The organism is Lentzea californiensis, assembly GCF_024648825.1.
GTDB classification, from domain to species: domain Bacteria; phylum Actinomycetota; class Actinomycetes; order Mycobacteriales; family Pseudonocardiaceae; genus Lentzea; species Lentzea californiensis.
Genome location: NZ_JANBBE010000001.1, coordinates 1,863,876 through 1,878,654 on the forward strand (window position 1 = coordinate 1,863,876; position 14,779 = coordinate 1,878,654).

At 70.2% G+C, this 14,779-nt stretch carries 12 protein-coding genes, 2 pseudogenes and 1 riboswitch; of the genes and pseudogenes, 9 read left to right on the plus strand and 5 right to left on the minus strand.

Annotated features, from left to right (window positions below; genetic code table 11):
* Nucleotides 1-23 precede the first annotated feature (23 nt).
* Nucleotides 24-138, plus strand: a riboswitch (TPP riboswitch).
* The 4 genes and pseudogenes from LX88_RS09635 to LX88_RS09650 all read left to right on the plus strand — a co-directional run bounded on the left by LX88_RS09635 (nucleotide 129) and on the right by LX88_RS09650 (nucleotide 4,435).
* Nucleotides 129-1,130, plus strand: a complete 1,002-nt coding sequence (locus tag LX88_RS09635) for a thiamine ABC transporter substrate-binding protein (protein ID WP_372511227.1) — start codon at nucleotides 129-131, stop codon at nucleotides 1,128-1,130. Its footprint overlaps the riboswitch before it by 10 nt.
* Entirely contained in the window at nucleotides 1,094-2,713 is a 1,620-nt protein-coding gene (locus LX88_RS09640; protein WP_258947384.1) for an ABC transporter permease, read from the plus strand. The genes LX88_RS09635 and LX88_RS09640 overlap by 37 nt, the downstream gene beginning before the upstream one ends.
* Nucleotides 2,713-3,665, plus strand: a pseudogene (locus LX88_RS09645) (ABC transporter ATP-binding protein). The gene LX88_RS09640 and the pseudogene LX88_RS09645 overlap by 1 nt, the downstream one beginning before the upstream one ends.
* Nucleotides 3,666-3,676: 11 nt before the next feature.
* The gene (locus LX88_RS09650; protein ID WP_258947385.1) at nucleotides 3,677-4,435 is read left to right on the plus strand and encodes an SDR family oxidoreductase; all 759 of its coding nucleotides are present in this window, start codon (nucleotides 3,677-3,679) and stop codon (nucleotides 4,433-4,435) included.
* A gap of 110 nt (nucleotides 4,436-4,545) precedes the next feature.
* Here LX88_RS09650 and LX88_RS09655 read toward each other — a convergent pair whose 3' ends face one another.
* From LX88_RS09655 to LX88_RS09665, 3 genes are read right to left on the minus strand one after another with little or no spacing between them, the layout of a single operon-like run.
* Nucleotides 4,546-5,358, minus strand: coding sequence for an ABC transporter permease (locus tag LX88_RS09655; protein ID WP_258947386.1), 813 nt, complete (start codon nucleotides 5,356-5,358; stop codon nucleotides 4,546-4,548).
* Nucleotides 5,355-6,359 (minus strand): ABC transporter ATP-binding protein, encoded by a 1,005-nt coding sequence (locus LX88_RS09660; protein WP_258947387.1) that lies wholly within the window; start codon nucleotides 6,357-6,359, stop codon nucleotides 5,355-5,357. The genes LX88_RS09655 and LX88_RS09660 overlap by 4 nt, the downstream gene beginning before the upstream one ends.
* On the minus strand, nucleotides 6,356-7,429 hold the full coding sequence (locus tag LX88_RS09665; RefSeq protein WP_258947388.1) for a LolA family protein: 1,074 nt from the start codon (nucleotides 7,427-7,429) through the stop codon (nucleotides 6,356-6,358). The genes LX88_RS09660 and LX88_RS09665 overlap by 4 nt, the downstream gene beginning before the upstream one ends.
* A gap of 168 nt (nucleotides 7,430-7,597) precedes the next feature.
* Between LX88_RS09665 and LX88_RS09670 the strand changes: the two genes are divergently transcribed.
* Genes LX88_RS09670 through LX88_RS09680 form a run of 3 tightly spaced genes read left to right on the plus strand, consistent with a single transcriptional unit; the run spans nucleotide 7,598 to nucleotide 10,335 of the window.
* Nucleotides 7,598-8,299 (plus strand): response regulator transcription factor, encoded by a 702-nt coding sequence (locus LX88_RS09670; protein WP_258947389.1) that lies wholly within the window; start codon nucleotides 7,598-7,600, stop codon nucleotides 8,297-8,299.
* Nucleotides 8,296-9,552, plus strand: coding sequence for a sensor histidine kinase (locus LX88_RS09675; RefSeq protein WP_090065630.1), 1,257 nt, complete (start codon nucleotides 8,296-8,298; stop codon nucleotides 9,550-9,552). The genes LX88_RS09670 and LX88_RS09675 overlap by 4 nt, the downstream gene beginning before the upstream one ends.
* A 9-nt stretch (nucleotides 9,553-9,561) precedes the next feature.
* Nucleotides 9,562-10,335 (plus strand): (deoxy)nucleoside triphosphate pyrophosphohydrolase, encoded by a 774-nt coding sequence (locus LX88_RS09680; protein ID WP_258947390.1) that lies wholly within the window; start codon nucleotides 9,562-9,564, stop codon nucleotides 10,333-10,335.
* On the opposite strand, the pseudogene trpS reads toward LX88_RS09680, so the two are convergent.
* Nucleotides 10,328-11,252, minus strand: a pseudogene (gene trpS, locus LX88_RS09685) (tryptophan--tRNA ligase). The gene LX88_RS09680 and the pseudogene trpS overlap by 8 nt on opposite strands.
* A 182-nt stretch (nucleotides 11,253-11,434) precedes the next feature.
* Between trpS and LX88_RS09690 the strand changes: the two are divergent.
* A complete protein-coding gene (locus LX88_RS09690; protein ID WP_258947391.1) occupies nucleotides 11,435-11,737 on the plus strand; it encodes a YciI family protein in 303 nt (100 codons plus the stop codon).
* 172 nt (nucleotides 11,738-11,909) lie between these two features.
* Here the strand turns inward: LX88_RS09690 and LX88_RS09695 are convergent, their stop codons facing one another.
* Nucleotides 11,910-12,065, minus strand: a complete 156-nt coding sequence (locus tag LX88_RS09695) for a hypothetical protein (protein ID WP_176929698.1) — start codon at nucleotides 12,063-12,065, stop codon at nucleotides 11,910-11,912.
* A gap of 165 nt (nucleotides 12,066-12,230) precedes the next feature.
* On the opposite strand from LX88_RS09695, the gene typA reads away from it, so the two are divergent.
* On the plus strand, nucleotides 12,231-14,126 hold the full coding sequence (gene typA / locus LX88_RS09700; RefSeq protein WP_090065633.1) for a translational GTPase TypA: 1,896 nt from the start codon (nucleotides 12,231-12,233) through the stop codon (nucleotides 14,124-14,126).
* Nucleotides 14,127-14,779 lie beyond the last annotated feature (653 nt).

The window sequence follows — 14,779 nt, forward strand, 5'->3', positions numbered from 1 at the left end:
GTCCCACCACGTCACGTAGGCTGCGCGTTTACCACGGGAGTCCGGTGAAGCGCCGGGCTGAGAGGAGGGCTCGCAAGCCCTCGACCGTCCACCTGATCCGGGTCATACCGGCGTAGGGAGAGGTTGCTGTGAGAAGGATTTTCGCTGCCGTCGTCACCGCTGTGGCGTTGACCGGTTGTTCGGCCGGTACTTCGACCGCACCGCAGTCGCACGAGGTCACGCTGGTGACGCACGACTCGTTCGCCGTGAAGCCGGAGGTGCTGGAGGAGTTCCAGAAGTCCTCCGGGATCACCGTGAAGCAGCTCGCGAGCGGTGACGCGGGCGAGCTCACGAACAAGCTGGTGCTCACCAAGTCGAACCCGATCGGCGACGTCGCGTTCGGCGTCGACTCGACGTTCGCCTCGCGGGCTCTGAACGAGGGCGTGTTCGCCGAGTACGCCTCGCCGGAGGCCTCGAAGGGCGCGCAGCGCTACAAGGCCGACGACTCGAACCGCCTGCAGGCCGTCGACGTCGGTGACGTGTGCCTGAACATCGACCCGGCCAAGCTCGGCGGTGCCGAGCCCAAGTCGTACGACGACCTGATCGACCCGAAGTTCAAGGACAAGCTGGTCGTCGAGAACCCGGCCACGTCCTCGCCCGGTCTCGCGTTCCTGCTCGGCACGATCGCCGAGTACGGCGAGAACGGCTGGCAGGACTACTGGACCAAGCTCAAGGCCAACGGCGTCAAGGTCGTGAGCGGCTGGGAAGAGGCCTACAACCAGGAGTTCTCCGCGACCAAGGGCGACCGGCCGATCGTCGTGTCCTACGCGTCGTCGCCGTCGGCCGAGGGCGGCAAGACCAAGGCCGTGCTGGACACCTGCTACCGCCAGGTCGAGTACGCGGGCGTGCTGTCCGGCGCCAAGAACCCCGAGGACGCGAAGAAGGTCCTCGACTTCCTGCTGGGTGAGAAGTTCCAGGCCCAGGTGGCCGAGCAGATGTACGTCTACCCGTCGCGTGAAGGTGTCGCGCTGCCCGAGTCGTGGGCCAAGGACGCGCCGTTGCCGTCTTCGCCGCAGTCGCTTCCCGCGGACAAGGTGAAGGACAACCGCGAGGCATGGGTCGAGCAGTGGCGCAAGCTCGTGCAGGGCTGAGTTCCCGCACGGGGTGGTCGGCGGCGGCGCTGCTGCCGCTGGCCTTCCTGGCCCTCTTCTTCGCGTGGCCCGTGCTGGCGATCGTGTCGCTCGGGCTGCGCGAAGGCGGTGTGCTGCCGGCGCTGGCCGACAGCGACACCTGGGAACTCGTCGGCTTCACCCTGGGGCAGGCGCTGGCGTCGACGGTCGTGGCGGTCGTCGCGGGCATGCCGCTGGCGTTCGTGCTGGCGCGGTGCCGGATCCGCGGGCTCGGGCTGATCAGGGCCGCCGTGATGGTGCCGTTCGTGCTGCCGACCGTGGTGGTGGGCCTGGCCTTCCGCACGTTCTGGCCGGATGGCGGCGTGCTGCCGATCGTGCTGGCCAACGCGTTCTTCAACGTCGCCGTGGTCGCGCGGACCGTCGGCGGGCTGTGGGCGCACACGGATCGGCGTGCCGAGGACGCGGCCCGGGCACTGGGTGCTTCGCGGCCGCGGGCGTTCCTGTCGGTCGTGCTGCCCGCCCTGGCACCGGCGATCGGGTCGGCCGCCGCGGTCGTGTTCCTGTTCTGCGCCACCAGTTTCGGTGTCGTGCTGGTGCTGGGCGGGTCGCGGTACCGGACGCTCGAGACCGAGATCTACCTGCGCACGGTCGAGCTGTTCAACCTGTCCGGGGCGGCGGCGTTGTCGTTGCTGCAGTTCGCCGCCGTGCTGGCGGTGCTGGTGCTCGGCGCGCTGGCCCGGCGCCGGCGGGAGACCGCGCTGGCGTTGCGGGACAGGGAAGAGCTGGCGCGACCGCCGTCCGGCGGCGAGTGGTACGTGGTCCTCGCCGCGTTCGCCGTCGTGGTGGCGTTGCTGACGCCGGTCGTCGGGCTGGTGACGCGCTCACTGTCCACAAGGGACGGATGGAGCTTCGCCGGGTACGTGGCGCTGAACACGCGCGGCGACCGCGGCACGCTGGCGGTCACCGGCATCGACGCCGCGGTGAACTCGCTGCGGACGGCGTTCGACGCGACCCTGGTGGCGCTGGTGGTCGGGGTGTTCTCGGCCGTCGTGCTGGTCGGGTTGCGGCGGTCGGGCGCCCGCTTCGCCGAGGTGCTGGACACCGCGTTGATGCTGCCGCTCGGCGTGTCCGCGGTGACGGTCGGCTTCGGGTACCTGATCACGATGGACGCGCTGCCGGGGGACTTCCGGACGTCGCCGATGCTGGTGCCGCTGGCGCAGGCGCTGGTGGTGACGCCGTTGATCGTGCGGATGGTGCTGCCGGTGCTGAGGGCCGTCGACGAACGGCTGCGGCAGGCCGCGGCGACGCTGGGCGCCTCGCCGGTCCGGGTGTGGCGCGAGGTGGACCTCCCGCTGGTCGGGCGGTCCCTGGTGGCGGCGGCAGGGTTCGGGTACGTCGTGGCTTTGGGGGAGTTCGGGGCCACGAGCTTCCTGGCCAGGCCGGACGCGCCGACGTTGCCGGTGGTGATCGCGCGGCTGATGTCGCGGCCGGGGGAGTTGAACAGCCAGATGGCCTACGCGGCGTGCGCGCTGCTGATGGTCGTGACGGTCGGGTGCGTGCTGCTGATCGAGCGGTTGCGCGTGCCGAGCAGCGGGGAGTTCTGATGGTGCTGGAACTGGACTCGATCACCGTCCGTTATGGACAGACAGCCGCGGTGTCGGACGTGTCGCTGTCGGTGGCGGACGGCGAGGTCGTGGCCCTGCTCGGGCCGTCGGGCTGCGGCAAGTCGACGTTGCTGCGCACGGTGGCCGGGCTGGAGAAGCCCACCTCGGGGTCCGTCTCCTGGGACACCGCCGACCTGGCCGGCGTCCCGGTGCACCGGCGCGGGTTCGGCCTGGTCTCCAGGACGGGCAGCTGTTCCCGCACCGGACGGTCGCCGGGAACGTGGCGTTCGGCCTGCGGATGAAGAAGGTCGAGCGCGAGGCGCGGGACAAGCGCGTGCTGTCGCTGCTGGAACTGGTCGGGCTCGAAGGCTATGCCGATCGCCGGGTGACGCAGCTGTCCGGCGGCGAGCAGCAACGCGTGGCGCTGGCGCGGGCGCTGGCTCCCTCGCCCCGGCTTTTGCTGCTGGACGAGCCGCTGTCGGCGCTGGACAGGGCGTTGCGCGAACAGCTCGCGGTCGACCTGGCGCGGTTGCTGCGCGAGGCCGCGACGACGGCTCTTGTCGTGACGCACGACCACGACGAGGCCTTCACGCTGGCCGACCGGGTGGCGATCATGTCGCGCGGCCGGATCGTCCAGGTCGGCCCGCCGGCCGAGGTGTGGTCCTCGCCGGTCGACGTGGAGACGGCGAAGTTCCTGGGCTGCACCAAGTTCGTCCCAGGCTCGTTCGTGGGCCTGGACGTGGAACGGGTCGGGCTGCGGGCAACGGCGCTGCGGGTCGACTCCGACGGGCTGATCGAGTGCACGGTGGTGGAGCGGGTCCATCGGCGCGATCACGTGCGGCTGCTCGTGGACATCGACGGCGAGGAGTACGAGGCCGTGGGCCCGATGACCGAGATCGGGGACCGGGTCCGGCTCGAAATTGACTTGGACGGCGTCGCCCGCATCGGTTAGCTGTGGGGTCTATGGGATCTCTCGAAGGACGGGTCGCGCTCGTCACGGGCGTGAGCAGGCGGCAGGGCATCGGCTACGCGATCGCGCGGCGGCTGGCCGGACTGGGCGCGGATCTGTTCGTGCAGCACCACGTCGCGCACGACGCCGAGCGGCCGTGGGGCGCGGACTCGATCGAGGACGTGGTCGCGGGCATCGGCGGTCGCGTCGAGCACGTCGGTGCCGACCTCGCTCTGCCGGACGCGCCCGACCAGGTGGTGGCGGCGGCGGTCGAGGCTTACAGGCGTGTCGACGTGCTGGTGTGCAACCACGCGAGCAGCGGGCCCGACGGTGCGCTGGGCGAACTGGACGCGGAGAAGATCGACGCGCACTACGCGGTGAACATGAGGTCATCGATCCTGTTGGCGCAAGCGTTTGCCCGGCAGCACGACGGGGCGGCGGGCGGACGTGTCGTGTTCATGACGTCCGGGCAGAACCTCGGGCCGATGCCGGGTGAGATCGCCTACGCGGCGTCGAAGGCCGCGCTGGTGGGGATCATGCCGACGCTGTCGCACCAGCTGATCAGGCAGGGGATCACCGTCAACGCGGTGAACCCCGGCCCGACCGACACCGGCTACGCCGGCGAGGAGACGAGGGAGTGGGTGCGCGAACGCATGCCCCTCGGCCGCTGGGGTCAGCCGGACGACGCCGCCCGGCTGATCTCCTGGCTGTGCACCGACGACGCTGAGTGGATCACCGGTCAGGTGATCAACAGCGAGGGCGGGTTCCGCTAGCACCTGGCCAGAAATCTTGTCCGAAACGTCGGGATTCTGAGGTTGATGAGGGGAGCTTTCATAAACCTGAGGTTTATGAAAGCTCCCCTCATCAACCTGATGTGAGGTGGCTAGCTGTCCTTCGTGACCAGGCGGATGGCCGCGAGGCCCGTGCCGATCAGCAGGTAGCACCCGGCGAGCAGCGTGCTGTCGCCGATCTGCTCCCACGGGATCGGGTCGCGCATCACGTCGATCAGCCCCGGGAAGCCCGTCGTGATCAGGAACGGGTGCAGCCAGTCCAGCGACGTGAACTGCCCCAGCACCTGGAACACGATGATCGTCGTCATCGTCGCCGCCTGCACCACGAGCGGGTGCTCGGTGGCCGACGAGACGGCGAGGGCGACCGCGCCGATCGCCACCATCTGGAACGTCACCAGCAGGATGAACAGACCGATGCGCACCAGGCCCTCCGCGGTCGAGAGCGTGGTGCCGGACAGCGTCATCATGCCGTCGTTGCCGAGGAACGCCGTGCCCGAGATGATGCCGACGACCGCCATCAGCGTGACGGCGAACAGCGACATCGCGGTGAGGCCGAAGAGCTTCACGAACAGCAGCCGCACGCGCGACACGGGTGCGACCAGCAGGCCGCGCAACGTGCCGTGCTGGGCCTCGCCCGCGAGGCCGTCCGCCGCCCAGATCGACGCCACCAGCGGCAGCAGCAGGTTGAGCGACAGGAACAACGTGAAGATCGGCACGACCATGCCGTTGCCCTGCAGGATCGCGCCGAGACCCGGAGGCCCGCCGCCGCCCTCGCCCTCGTCGCTCGCGGTCCAGATGCCGAAGCTGATGATGATCGGGACGAGGACCAGGCCGAACAACCCGATGAGGGTCCGCGGCCGGCGCAGCATCCAGCGCACCTCGGAACCGAACTGCCGCGTGATCATCGCCGTCCCCCGTCCAGGGTGTCCACAGCGGACATCCCGCGCTCGGCCTCCTCGGCCTCGGTGAGCCGCGCGAACAGCTCTTCCAGACCGGTCTTCCAGCGCGTCGCCTCGAAGACGCGGGCGCCGCCCTGCACCAGGGTCTCGATCACCTGCGGCGCACTCGTCCCGGCGAGCTCGACCCGCAGGCCGTCGCCGAGCGGGCGGGCGGAGATCTTGGCCTGCCGCAACGCGCTCAGCGCCGTCTCCACGTCCGGGGTGATCACCTGGAGCGCCGAGCCGCCCGCCTGCAGCAGTTCGGTCAGTTCTCCCTGCGCCACCACGGTGCCGCGGTGCAGCACCGCGACGTGCGTGCAGGTGGCCTCGACCTCGCTCAGCAGGTGGCTGGAGACGAGGACGGTGCTGCCGGCCGCGTGCAGGTCCCCGATGATCTTGCGGATCTCCCGCGTGCCGGCCGGGTCGAGGCCGTTGGTCGGCTCGTCGAGCACGACGAGCTTGCGCGGCACGAGCAACGCCGCGGCCAGGCCGAGACGTTGCTTCATGCCGAGCGAGTACCCCCGGTACCTGCGGTGGGCCGCCTGGGCGAGCCCGACGCGTTCGATGGCGTCCTCAACGGCCTGCTTGATCTCCTTGCGAGGCAGCAGAGGCTCGAACGCGGCACACCTGACGAGGTTCTCCCGTCCGCTGAGGAACGGGTGGAACCCCGGACCCTCGACCAGCGCGCCCACGTGCGGCAGCGCCTGCTCGGCTCCCTCTGGCAGCGGCCTTCCGAGCAGTTCGATCTCCCCCTGCGTGGGGCGGACCAACCCGAGCAGCATCCGGATCGTGGTCGTCTTGCCGGACCCGTTGGGCCCGAGCATGCCGAGCACGGCACCTTCCGGCAGCTCGAGGTCGACGCGGTCCACGGCGACCGTGCTCCCGTACTCCTTGCGCAGCCCCTTGGTCCGCGCGGCGACAGCGGTCTTGCTGGGCGCTGTCACCGGCGCGCTGGTCGAGGTGGTCACTTCACCTGTCCGATCGTGTCGAACAGGACCTGCTCGGGCACGGCGCCCGCGACGACACGGCCGTCGTCCGCGATCAGGATCGTGGCGACCTTCGTGGTGAAGACCTGGCCGCTACCCCAGTTGCCGCTGACCTTCTTGGTGAACTTGTCGACCAGGCCCTGCGCCTCGGCGGGAACCTGGGTCATGGCCTCGGCCGGAATGCGTGCGCCGACGACCGTGTCCCAGCCCGTGCCGAAGATCTGCGGGTCCTTGCCCTGCAACGCCTGCTCGACACCGAGCTCCGGCCTGCGGTCGCGGCCCTTCTCCTCCTTGGCCTCCGGCGTGGTGACCTTGGCCTGGGCCGGCGGCGTGAACTCGAAGAGCTTCGGGTCCTGCGCGCCGACGTTGATCTCCTTGAAGCCGACCGTGCCCGCGGGCTCGCTCGCGCCGTTGGTCAGAACGGCCACGCGCAACGGCATCTTCAGCTCGGCGTCGACCGCGATCCGCACCTCGCGGATCAGGGTCTTCTCGCTGGCCTTGGGGGTCAGCACGAGCTCGTAGGCGGCACGGTTCGCGACTCGCGCGGTGCCGTCGACGGTGATGTCGCTGAACTCCTTGGTCAGGCCGACGACCTGCTTGGCCGCGGCGGCCGGGTCGACCGACTGGGCCTTCTGCTCGTCCGGCTTCGGCTGGTCCGCCTTGTGCTCGGCCTTGGTGACCTCGTTGTCCGCGGAGTTCCAAGACCAGGTGGTCTTGCCGTCGTTGACGATGGTCTGCTCGGACTGGCCGTTCGGCAGGGCGGCGCGGAACTTGCCGTTGCCGTCCGTCCAGATCCGCGCGCTGTGCTTGCCGTCGGCGAGCTGCGGGATCTCGGCGAGCGACGGCAGGCCGAGCTTGTTGTCGACCTCCACCGTTCCGCCGAAAGCACCCGGCTTGCTCGTCAGCACCTGTTGCACGAGTGACTCCGCGGACACGTCCGGGAGTGATGGCGGCTGGCCCGCACCCGCTGGCATGGCGGCAAGGCTGAGCCCTGCCACACCGGTGATCACACCGGCCGCCGCAGCGGCCAGGGTCACCTTTCGCTTGTTCATCAGTTGGTCCCCTCCTCCAAGGGCTTGTACCCATAGCTTGGTGGTGGGTTGCTGAGATGGTGCTGAGACTACTCCCACCTGCGGTTTTGTGCCTGAGCGACGATGATTTCTGAGAGACGGCTGAGATCTTGCGCGCAGCTGAGAGCCGGGCCCGTCATGCTGTGACCCGTGAAGCCTCGAGTGCTGGTCGTGGACGACGAAGTCGGCGTGCGCCGGGCGTTGGAGCGCGGACTTTCCGCTGAGGGCATGGAGGTCGTCACCGCGTCCGACGGGCCCACGGCGCTGCGGGTGGCGCTGACGGGGGCCTTCGACGTGGTGCTGCTCGACATCATGCTGCCCGGGCTGTCGGGGTACCGCGTGCTGCAACGCATGCGGGCCGACGGGGTGCGGACGCCCGTGCTGATGGTGTCCGCGAAGGACGGGGAGGTCGACCAGGCGGACGGCCTCGACCTCGGCGCCGACGGGTACCTGGTCAAGCCGTTCAGCTTCGTCGTGCTGGTCGCCCAGGTCAGGGCGTTGCTGCGACGCGGTGGCGGGGCGCGCCGGAAGCTGACGCTGGGACACCTGGTCATCGACCGCGGGCTGCGCGAGGTCAGCTGGGCCGGGCAGGACGTGTCGCTGTCGCCGCGCGAGTACGCGGTGCTCGACGTGCTGGCGTCCCGGGCGGGGTCCGTGGTGACCAAGGACGAGCTGCTGCGGACCGTCTGGGGAGACGAGCAGGCCGCCACCCGCAACGCCGTCGAGGTCTACGTGGGATACCTCCGGCGCAAGCTGGACGCCGTGGGGGCCGGTGAGGTCGTGCGGACCATCCGCGGGCACGGGTACATCGCGTCCACGCCGGACCTGGACAACGCGCTGGGCAACAAGTGAGTCCTGGCTGGTGGCTGCGGCGCTCGCTGCGCTTCCGCATCACCGTCGTGGCCACCGGGGTCGCGTTGCTCTGCCTGCTGGCCTTCACGGGCCTGGCGCCCTCGCTGATCGGGCTGATCCAGATCACCGCGGTCGACCAGGAGCTGGAGAAGTCGCCGCCTCGGGTGCTGGACGTGGCCGGTGTGCCGGTGGACGGCAAGCCGCCGCTCCCGCTGACCGCGCAGGACATCCGGGCCCTGCGGTCCGGGGAGCCCGTGCTGCGGCTGGAGGGGGAGTCCGCGCTCCGGTTCCGGGGGCAGGTGGTGTTCTCCGGGGACGGGACGCCCCGGCTGGAGGTCTACGCGAGCACGTTGCTGGGGTACGGGAAGGCCAACACGCTCGGCTCGCGCTGGCTGGCCGTCGCGGCGGTGCTGGTGGCCGGGCTGGTGGGGATCGCGACCTGGTTGTCGGTGCGCTCGTCGCTGCGGCCGGTCGAACGGATGCGGGTCGCGGCGGGGGAGCTGCCGCACGGCGAACGCCTGCCGGTGCCGCCGTCGCGCGACGAGCTGCAGGCGCTGGCCGAGGCGTTGAACGCGTTGCTGGCCCGGCGCGACGAGGCCTCGGACCGGTTGCGGCGGTTCACCGGGGACGCGGCGCACGAGCTGAGGTCGCCGGTCGCGTCCGTGCGGGCGCAGGCCGAGGTCGCGGTGGCGCACCCGGATCCCGACTTCTCCATCGAGGTGCTGGAGTCGGTGGTCGAGGAGTCGATCCGGCTCAGCGCCCTGGTGGAGTCGTTGCTGATCCTGGCCCGCGCGGACACGGCGGCGCCACCGCGCGCCGAGGCCGTGGACCTGGTGCTGGAGGCCGAGGCGGCGATCTCCCGGCTGGACACGGAGCTGCTGGTGCGGCTGACCGCCCCGCCGTCGGCGTGCCTGGTGTCGGCCAGGCGCTCCGAGGTCGAGCTGGTGCTGGACAACCTGCTGCGCAACGCCGCCCGGTACGCGTACTCGACGATCACGCTCACGCTGGTGCCGGTCGGGCGGGACGTGCGGCTGCTCGTGGACGACGACGGCCACGGCATCCCCGCCGAGCACCGCGCGAAGGTGTTCGACCGGTTCTACCGGGTGGAGGAGGACCGCGGCCGCCGGTCCGGCGGGTTCGGTCTCGGCCTGGCCCTGGTGTCGCACCTCGTGCAACGCAGGGGCGGGACGGTCCGCGCCGCGGAGTCACCTGCCGGTGGTGCGCGTTTGGAGATCCGCTGGCCGTCCTGGTAGCAAGCTCTGGTGCCTGAGTTGCGAGCGTCGGCGCTGGTCGACGCGCCTGTCCCCGTCGTCGCGGGTGCCCTGCTGGACACCTCGCTGATCGCGGGGTTCGGGGTGGGGGTCCCGGGCCCGCTGCTGTGCCTGGGTGACGTGCTCACCGGGCCGTTCGGGGTGCGGCTGACGGTCACGCGCGCCGACCTGTCCGGGGTGTCCGCGGCCGGTGACTTCCTGGAGCTGCACACGGATCTCGTGACGACCGGCGCCGGGACGATGGTGGTCGACCGGGTCTCCTGGACCTCGGTACGCGGTGTCGTCGGCCGGTTCGCGGACGTGGCGGTCGGGCGCGGAATGGCGTTGCGGGTGCTGGAGAAGCGCTCGGCGTTGCTCGCCCGGCGGTGCGAGGAGCTGCGCGCGGCCAGGGTCGTGGTGGGTGCGGCGATCGTCCGGGGTGGACGGTTGCTGGCGCAGCAGCGCTCCTACCCGGAAAGCCATGCGGGGCAGTGGGAACTGCCCGGCGGGCGGGTCGAGCCGGGGGAGAAGCCCGCGGACGCGCTGGTGCGCGAATGCGTGGAAGAGCTGGGTGTTCCCGTCGTCGTCGGCGAGCAGGTCGGGCCGGACGTGCCGTTGAAGAAGGACGTGGTGCTGCGCATCTTCGCCGCGGAGCTCGCCGGAGGTGAGCCGGAGGCGTTGGAGCACAACGCTGTCCGGTGGGTCACCGCCGGCGAGCTTCCCGGCCTGGACTGGCTGCCCGCCGATCGCGTGCTGGTGCCGGCCCTTCAGCAGCTCCTCAACTGAGCCCGGACAGGCGCAGGGCCGCGTTCAGCCGGTGCTGGGCGCGCTCGCGGGCCCGTTCCGCGCCGGACGCCCTGATCCGGTCCAGCTCGGCGGGGTCGGCGAGCAGTTCCAGCGTGCGGTCGCGCACGGGACGGAGCTCCTCGATCACCGCTTCGGCCACGACGTTCTTGAGGTCGGAGAACCTGCTCGTGAAGTCCTCGGGCTCCTTGCCGGTGCAGGAGGCGAGGATCTCGGTCAGGTTCGCGATGCCCTCGGTGGACGACACGGCCCTGCGGACCTTGCGCCGCACGAGGTCCGGGTCGTCGAGCACGAAGACGACGCCCGCGGAGTTCTGCGCCGACTTGTCCATCTTGCGCGCCGGGTCCGAGAGGTCCTTGATGCGCGCCCCCACCTTCGGCACCACCGCGGTCGGGACGATGAACGCGTCGCCGTAGGCGTGGTTGAACCGACGGGCGAGGGCGCGGGCCAGTTCGACGTGCTGGAGCTGGTCCTCGCCGACCGGCACCTCCGCCGTGCCCTGCAGCAGGATGTCCGCGGCCATCAGCACCGGGTAGGTCAGCAGGCTCAGCCGCACCGACTCGCGGCCGAGCGACTTCTCCTTGAACTGGATCATCCGCGCGGCCTCGCCGTAGGTGCAGGTGCACTCCAGCACCCAGTTCAGCGCTCCCAGCTCGCGGATCAGATCGCTCTGCACGCACACGCTGGCAGGGGCGATGCCGGACGCGATGAGCACCGCGAGCTGCTCCCGCGTCATGGATCGCAGCCGTTGCGGGTTGTGCGACGACGTCATCGCGTGCAGGTCGCTGATGAAGTACACGTCGTCGTCGGTGCCCTCACGGGCCCACGTGCGCAGCGCGCCGAGGTAGTTGCCCAGGGTGCACCTGGCCGGAGGGCGTGATGGCGGAGAGCCGGATCATGATGAGTGGTCCTTTCGTGAAGGACCGCCTCGGACGACACGCACGAAAAAGCCGCCCGTCCGGGCGGCTCGTGTACGCGTCAGTGGTGGTGTCTGCGCGCAGCTACTCCGGCCGCCTGAAAGCGGCCCACCAGTAGGCGTTCATCGTGCGCACGATGGTGAGTATAGGTCTACCGTCAACGCATGTTCATCGTGCTGCTGAAGTACGCCGCGCCACTGGAACAGATCGACTACGCCCTCCCCGACCACCGGAACTGGGTCGAGAAGCAGTACGAGCGAGGTCTCTTCCTCGCTTCGGGGCGTCAGGTGCCGAGGACGGGCGGCGTGATCATCACGCGGCCCATGCCCCGGGGCAAGCTCGAGGCGCTGCTCGCCACGGACCCGTGGGCCGAGCAGAAACTGGTGAAGTACGAGATCTGCGAGTTCGAGGCGACGCGAACGGCGCCCGAGCTCCTGAAGCTCAACGAGGCCGTGCTGCAGTCCTAGGGCTCCGGTGAGGCCGGCCACTCGATCGCCGCGCTGGGCGACCGGGGTGGCGCCGCGCGTCCGGGACCCGGCGATCGTGTTGTTCGGGTGAGCTTCGACACCTGTGCGCGGGCCGTCCGGCGGTCGAGCGACGCTGGAGAAGGCCCCCGCGCACGGCGGCCTCCAGAGGGCTTCAGGCGGCCTTCTTCAGAGCCTTCCTGGCCGCCTTCTCAGCCTTCTTCGCGGCCTTCTTCCTGGCCTTGTCACGCTCCTTGAGCAGGAACGGGACCGGGCAGCGCTTGCACTGGGGCTTGGACCGGCAGCACTTCTTCTTGAGCTTTTTGCCCACTGTTCGAACTCCACTCCGCCACGTATCGCTAGAGTAGGTGAGGCTCAGTTCACTGGCACTCTTGTGTGGTAATGGCGACGCAGCCGGTAGTATCAGTAGTGGCCCTGCGCATCGAAGTGTCCGGCGCGAGCCCCTCCAACGCCTTCGAAGCTCTAGGAGTTCTGCGTGCCCACGGCCACCGCGTCTGTCCTTCAGACGCGAACTGACCTGCGAAATGTCGCGATCGTCGCGCACGTCGACCACGGTAAGACCACCTTGGTCGATGCAATGTTGCGCCAGTCTGGCGCCTTCTCCGCGCGTGCCGAGCTCGTCGACCGGGTCATGGACTCGGGCGAGCTCGAGCGGGAGAAGGGCATCACGATCCTCGCCAAGAACACGGCTGTGCGCAGGCACACGCCGGACGGCGACGTGATCATCAACGTGGTCGACACCCCCGGCCACGCCGACTTCGGCGGCGAGGTCGAGCGTGCGCTGTCGATGGTCGACGGCGTCGTCCTGCTGGTCGACGCGTCCGAGGGCCCGCTGCCCCAGACGCGCTTCGTGCTGCGCAAGACGCTCGCGGCCGGCCTGCCGGTGATCCTGCTGGTCAACAAGGTCGACCGCCCCGACGCCCGGATCTCCGAGGTCGTCGAGGAAGCCCACGACCTGCTGCTCGACCTCGCGACCGAGGTGGGCGCCGACGAGTCCGTGCTGGACCTGCCGGTCGTCTTCGCCTCGGCACGCGCCGGTCGCGCGTCGCTGAACCAGCCCGAGGACGGCGGCCAGCCGGACGAGGAGAACCTGGACGTCCTGTTCCAGGTGCTGCTCGACCACATCCCCGCTCCCCACGTCGACGTCGACGGCCCGCTGCAGGCGCTCGTCACGAACCTCGACGCCTCGACGTTCCTCGGCCGTATCGCGCTGTGCCGCATCCACCGGGGCACGATGCGCAAGGGCGAGACCGTCGCCTGGTGCCGTGAGGACGGCGAGCCGGTCAAGGTCCGCATCACCGAGCTCCTCATCGCCGAGGCGCTGGACCGCGTCCCGGCCGAGTTCGCTCGTGCGGGTGACCTGGTCGCCATCGCCGGCATCTCGGACATCACCATCGGTGACACGCTGGCCGACGCCGAGACCCCCGAGGCGCTGCCCCGGATCACGGTCGACCAGCCGGCCATCTCGATGACCGTCGGTGTGAACACCTCGCCCCTGGCGGGTCGCAACGGCGGCACCAAGCTCACGGCTCGCGTGCTCAAGGCGCGTCTCGACGCCGAGCTCGTCGGCAACGTGTCCGTGAAGGTGCTCCCGACCGAGCGCCCGGACACCTGGGAGGTGCAGGGCCGCGGTGAGCTGGCGCTGGCCATCCTCGTCGAGCAGATGCGCCGCGAGGGCTTCGAGCTGACCGTGGGCAAGCCCCAGGTCGTCACGCACACCGTCGACGGCAAGGTCCACGAGCCGTTCGAGCGCCTGTCCGTCGACTGCCCCGAGGAGCACCTCGGCGCCGTCACGCAGCTGCTGGCGAACCGCAAGGGCCGCATGGAGAACATGTCGGGCCACGGCACCGGCCGCATCAAGCTCGACTACGTGGTCCCGTCGCGAGGCCTCATCGGCTTCCGCACGGAGTTCCTCACCGAGACCCGCGGCACCGGCATCGCCAACGCCGTCTCCGAGGGCTACGCCCCGTGGGCGGGCGAGATCCGCACCCGCCACAACGGCTCCCTGGTCGCCGACCGCACCGGCTCCATCACCGCCTACGCGATGATCCAGCTGGCCGACCGCGGCACGTTCTTCGTGGAGCCGGGCGCCGACGCCTACGAGGGCATGGTCGTGGGCGAGAACCCGCGCGCCGAGGACCTCGACGTCAACATCACCCGCGAGAAGAAGCTCACGAACATGCGCTCCTCCACGGCAGACGTGATGGAGACCCTGGCCCGCCCCCGCAAGCTCTCGCTGGAGGAAGCGCTGGAGTTCTGCGCCTCCGACGAGTGCGTGGAGGTGGCCCCGGAGGTCATCCGCGTCCGCAAGGTGACCCTGGACGCGAACCTGCGAGGCCGCGAGCGCTCGCGCCTCAAGGCACGCGGCTGACCCCAGCGCGCACGCACGCCTGACAAGGGCGGCCAGGCCACCGGCCCGGCCGCCCTTCGTCGTGTCCGGGGCCCGTCAAGGGGCCGAACGAGGCGCCCTGGAGAACGGAAATGGCCGATGGCAGGGTGGGATTGGTGCCGACCAGAAGAGCGCCAGAGGCGAGGCCCAGGCGAGACGCGGCGGGACTCAAGCCGCGCAGCAAGCGCAAGGCGACCTGAGCGCACTGGTGACCACCCCGCTGGAACGCGACACACCAACGCAATCCGACCCGCACGGTGCCAGGCCCGCCCGAGGCCCAGGCCTAGTGTCCTGCGCCGGAATTTCGTCATCAAAGTATGAAGGTTGATGAGGGGAGCTTTCATCAACCTCAGGTTTGGGAAAGCTCCCCTCATCAACGTCGCGGGGCCTCAGCCACGCCGTCATCAACCGCACGCGGGGCGCTTTCGTGCGCGTGGAGAGTACGAAAGCGCCCCGCGTGCGGCACGAACGGCAGGGACTTCAGCGGCGGACTTCCGGCGCGGGACACTGGCCCGGCGCCACTCAGGCCCAGTCTGGCGCGAAGCCCAGGCCTGGCCCGGCGCCACCTAGGCCAACCAGCCCGGCACCGCCACCCAGCACCAACCGAACCCAGCACCACCAGCCAAACCCCCGAA

Coding starts and splice junctions, on each gene's coding strand:
- LX88_RS09655 (WP_258947386.1), bottom strand. CDS start 5,358: ATGATCACGCGGCAGTTCGGTTCCGAGGTGCGCTGGATGCTGCGCCGG.
- LX88_RS09690 (WP_258947391.1), top strand. CDS start 11,435: ATGTTCATCGTGCTGCTGAAGTACGCCGCGCCACTGGAACAGATCGAC.
- LX88_RS09665 (WP_258947388.1), bottom strand. CDS start 7,429: ATGAACAAGCGAAAGGTGACCCTGGCCGCTGCGGCGGCCGGTGTGATC.
- LX88_RS09640 (WP_258947384.1), top strand. CDS start 1,094: ATGGGTCGAGCAGTGGCGCAAGCTCGTGCAGGGCTGAGTTCCCGCACG.
- LX88_RS09650 (WP_258947385.1), top strand. CDS start 3,677: ATGGGATCTCTCGAAGGACGGGTCGCGCTCGTCACGGGCGTGAGCAGG.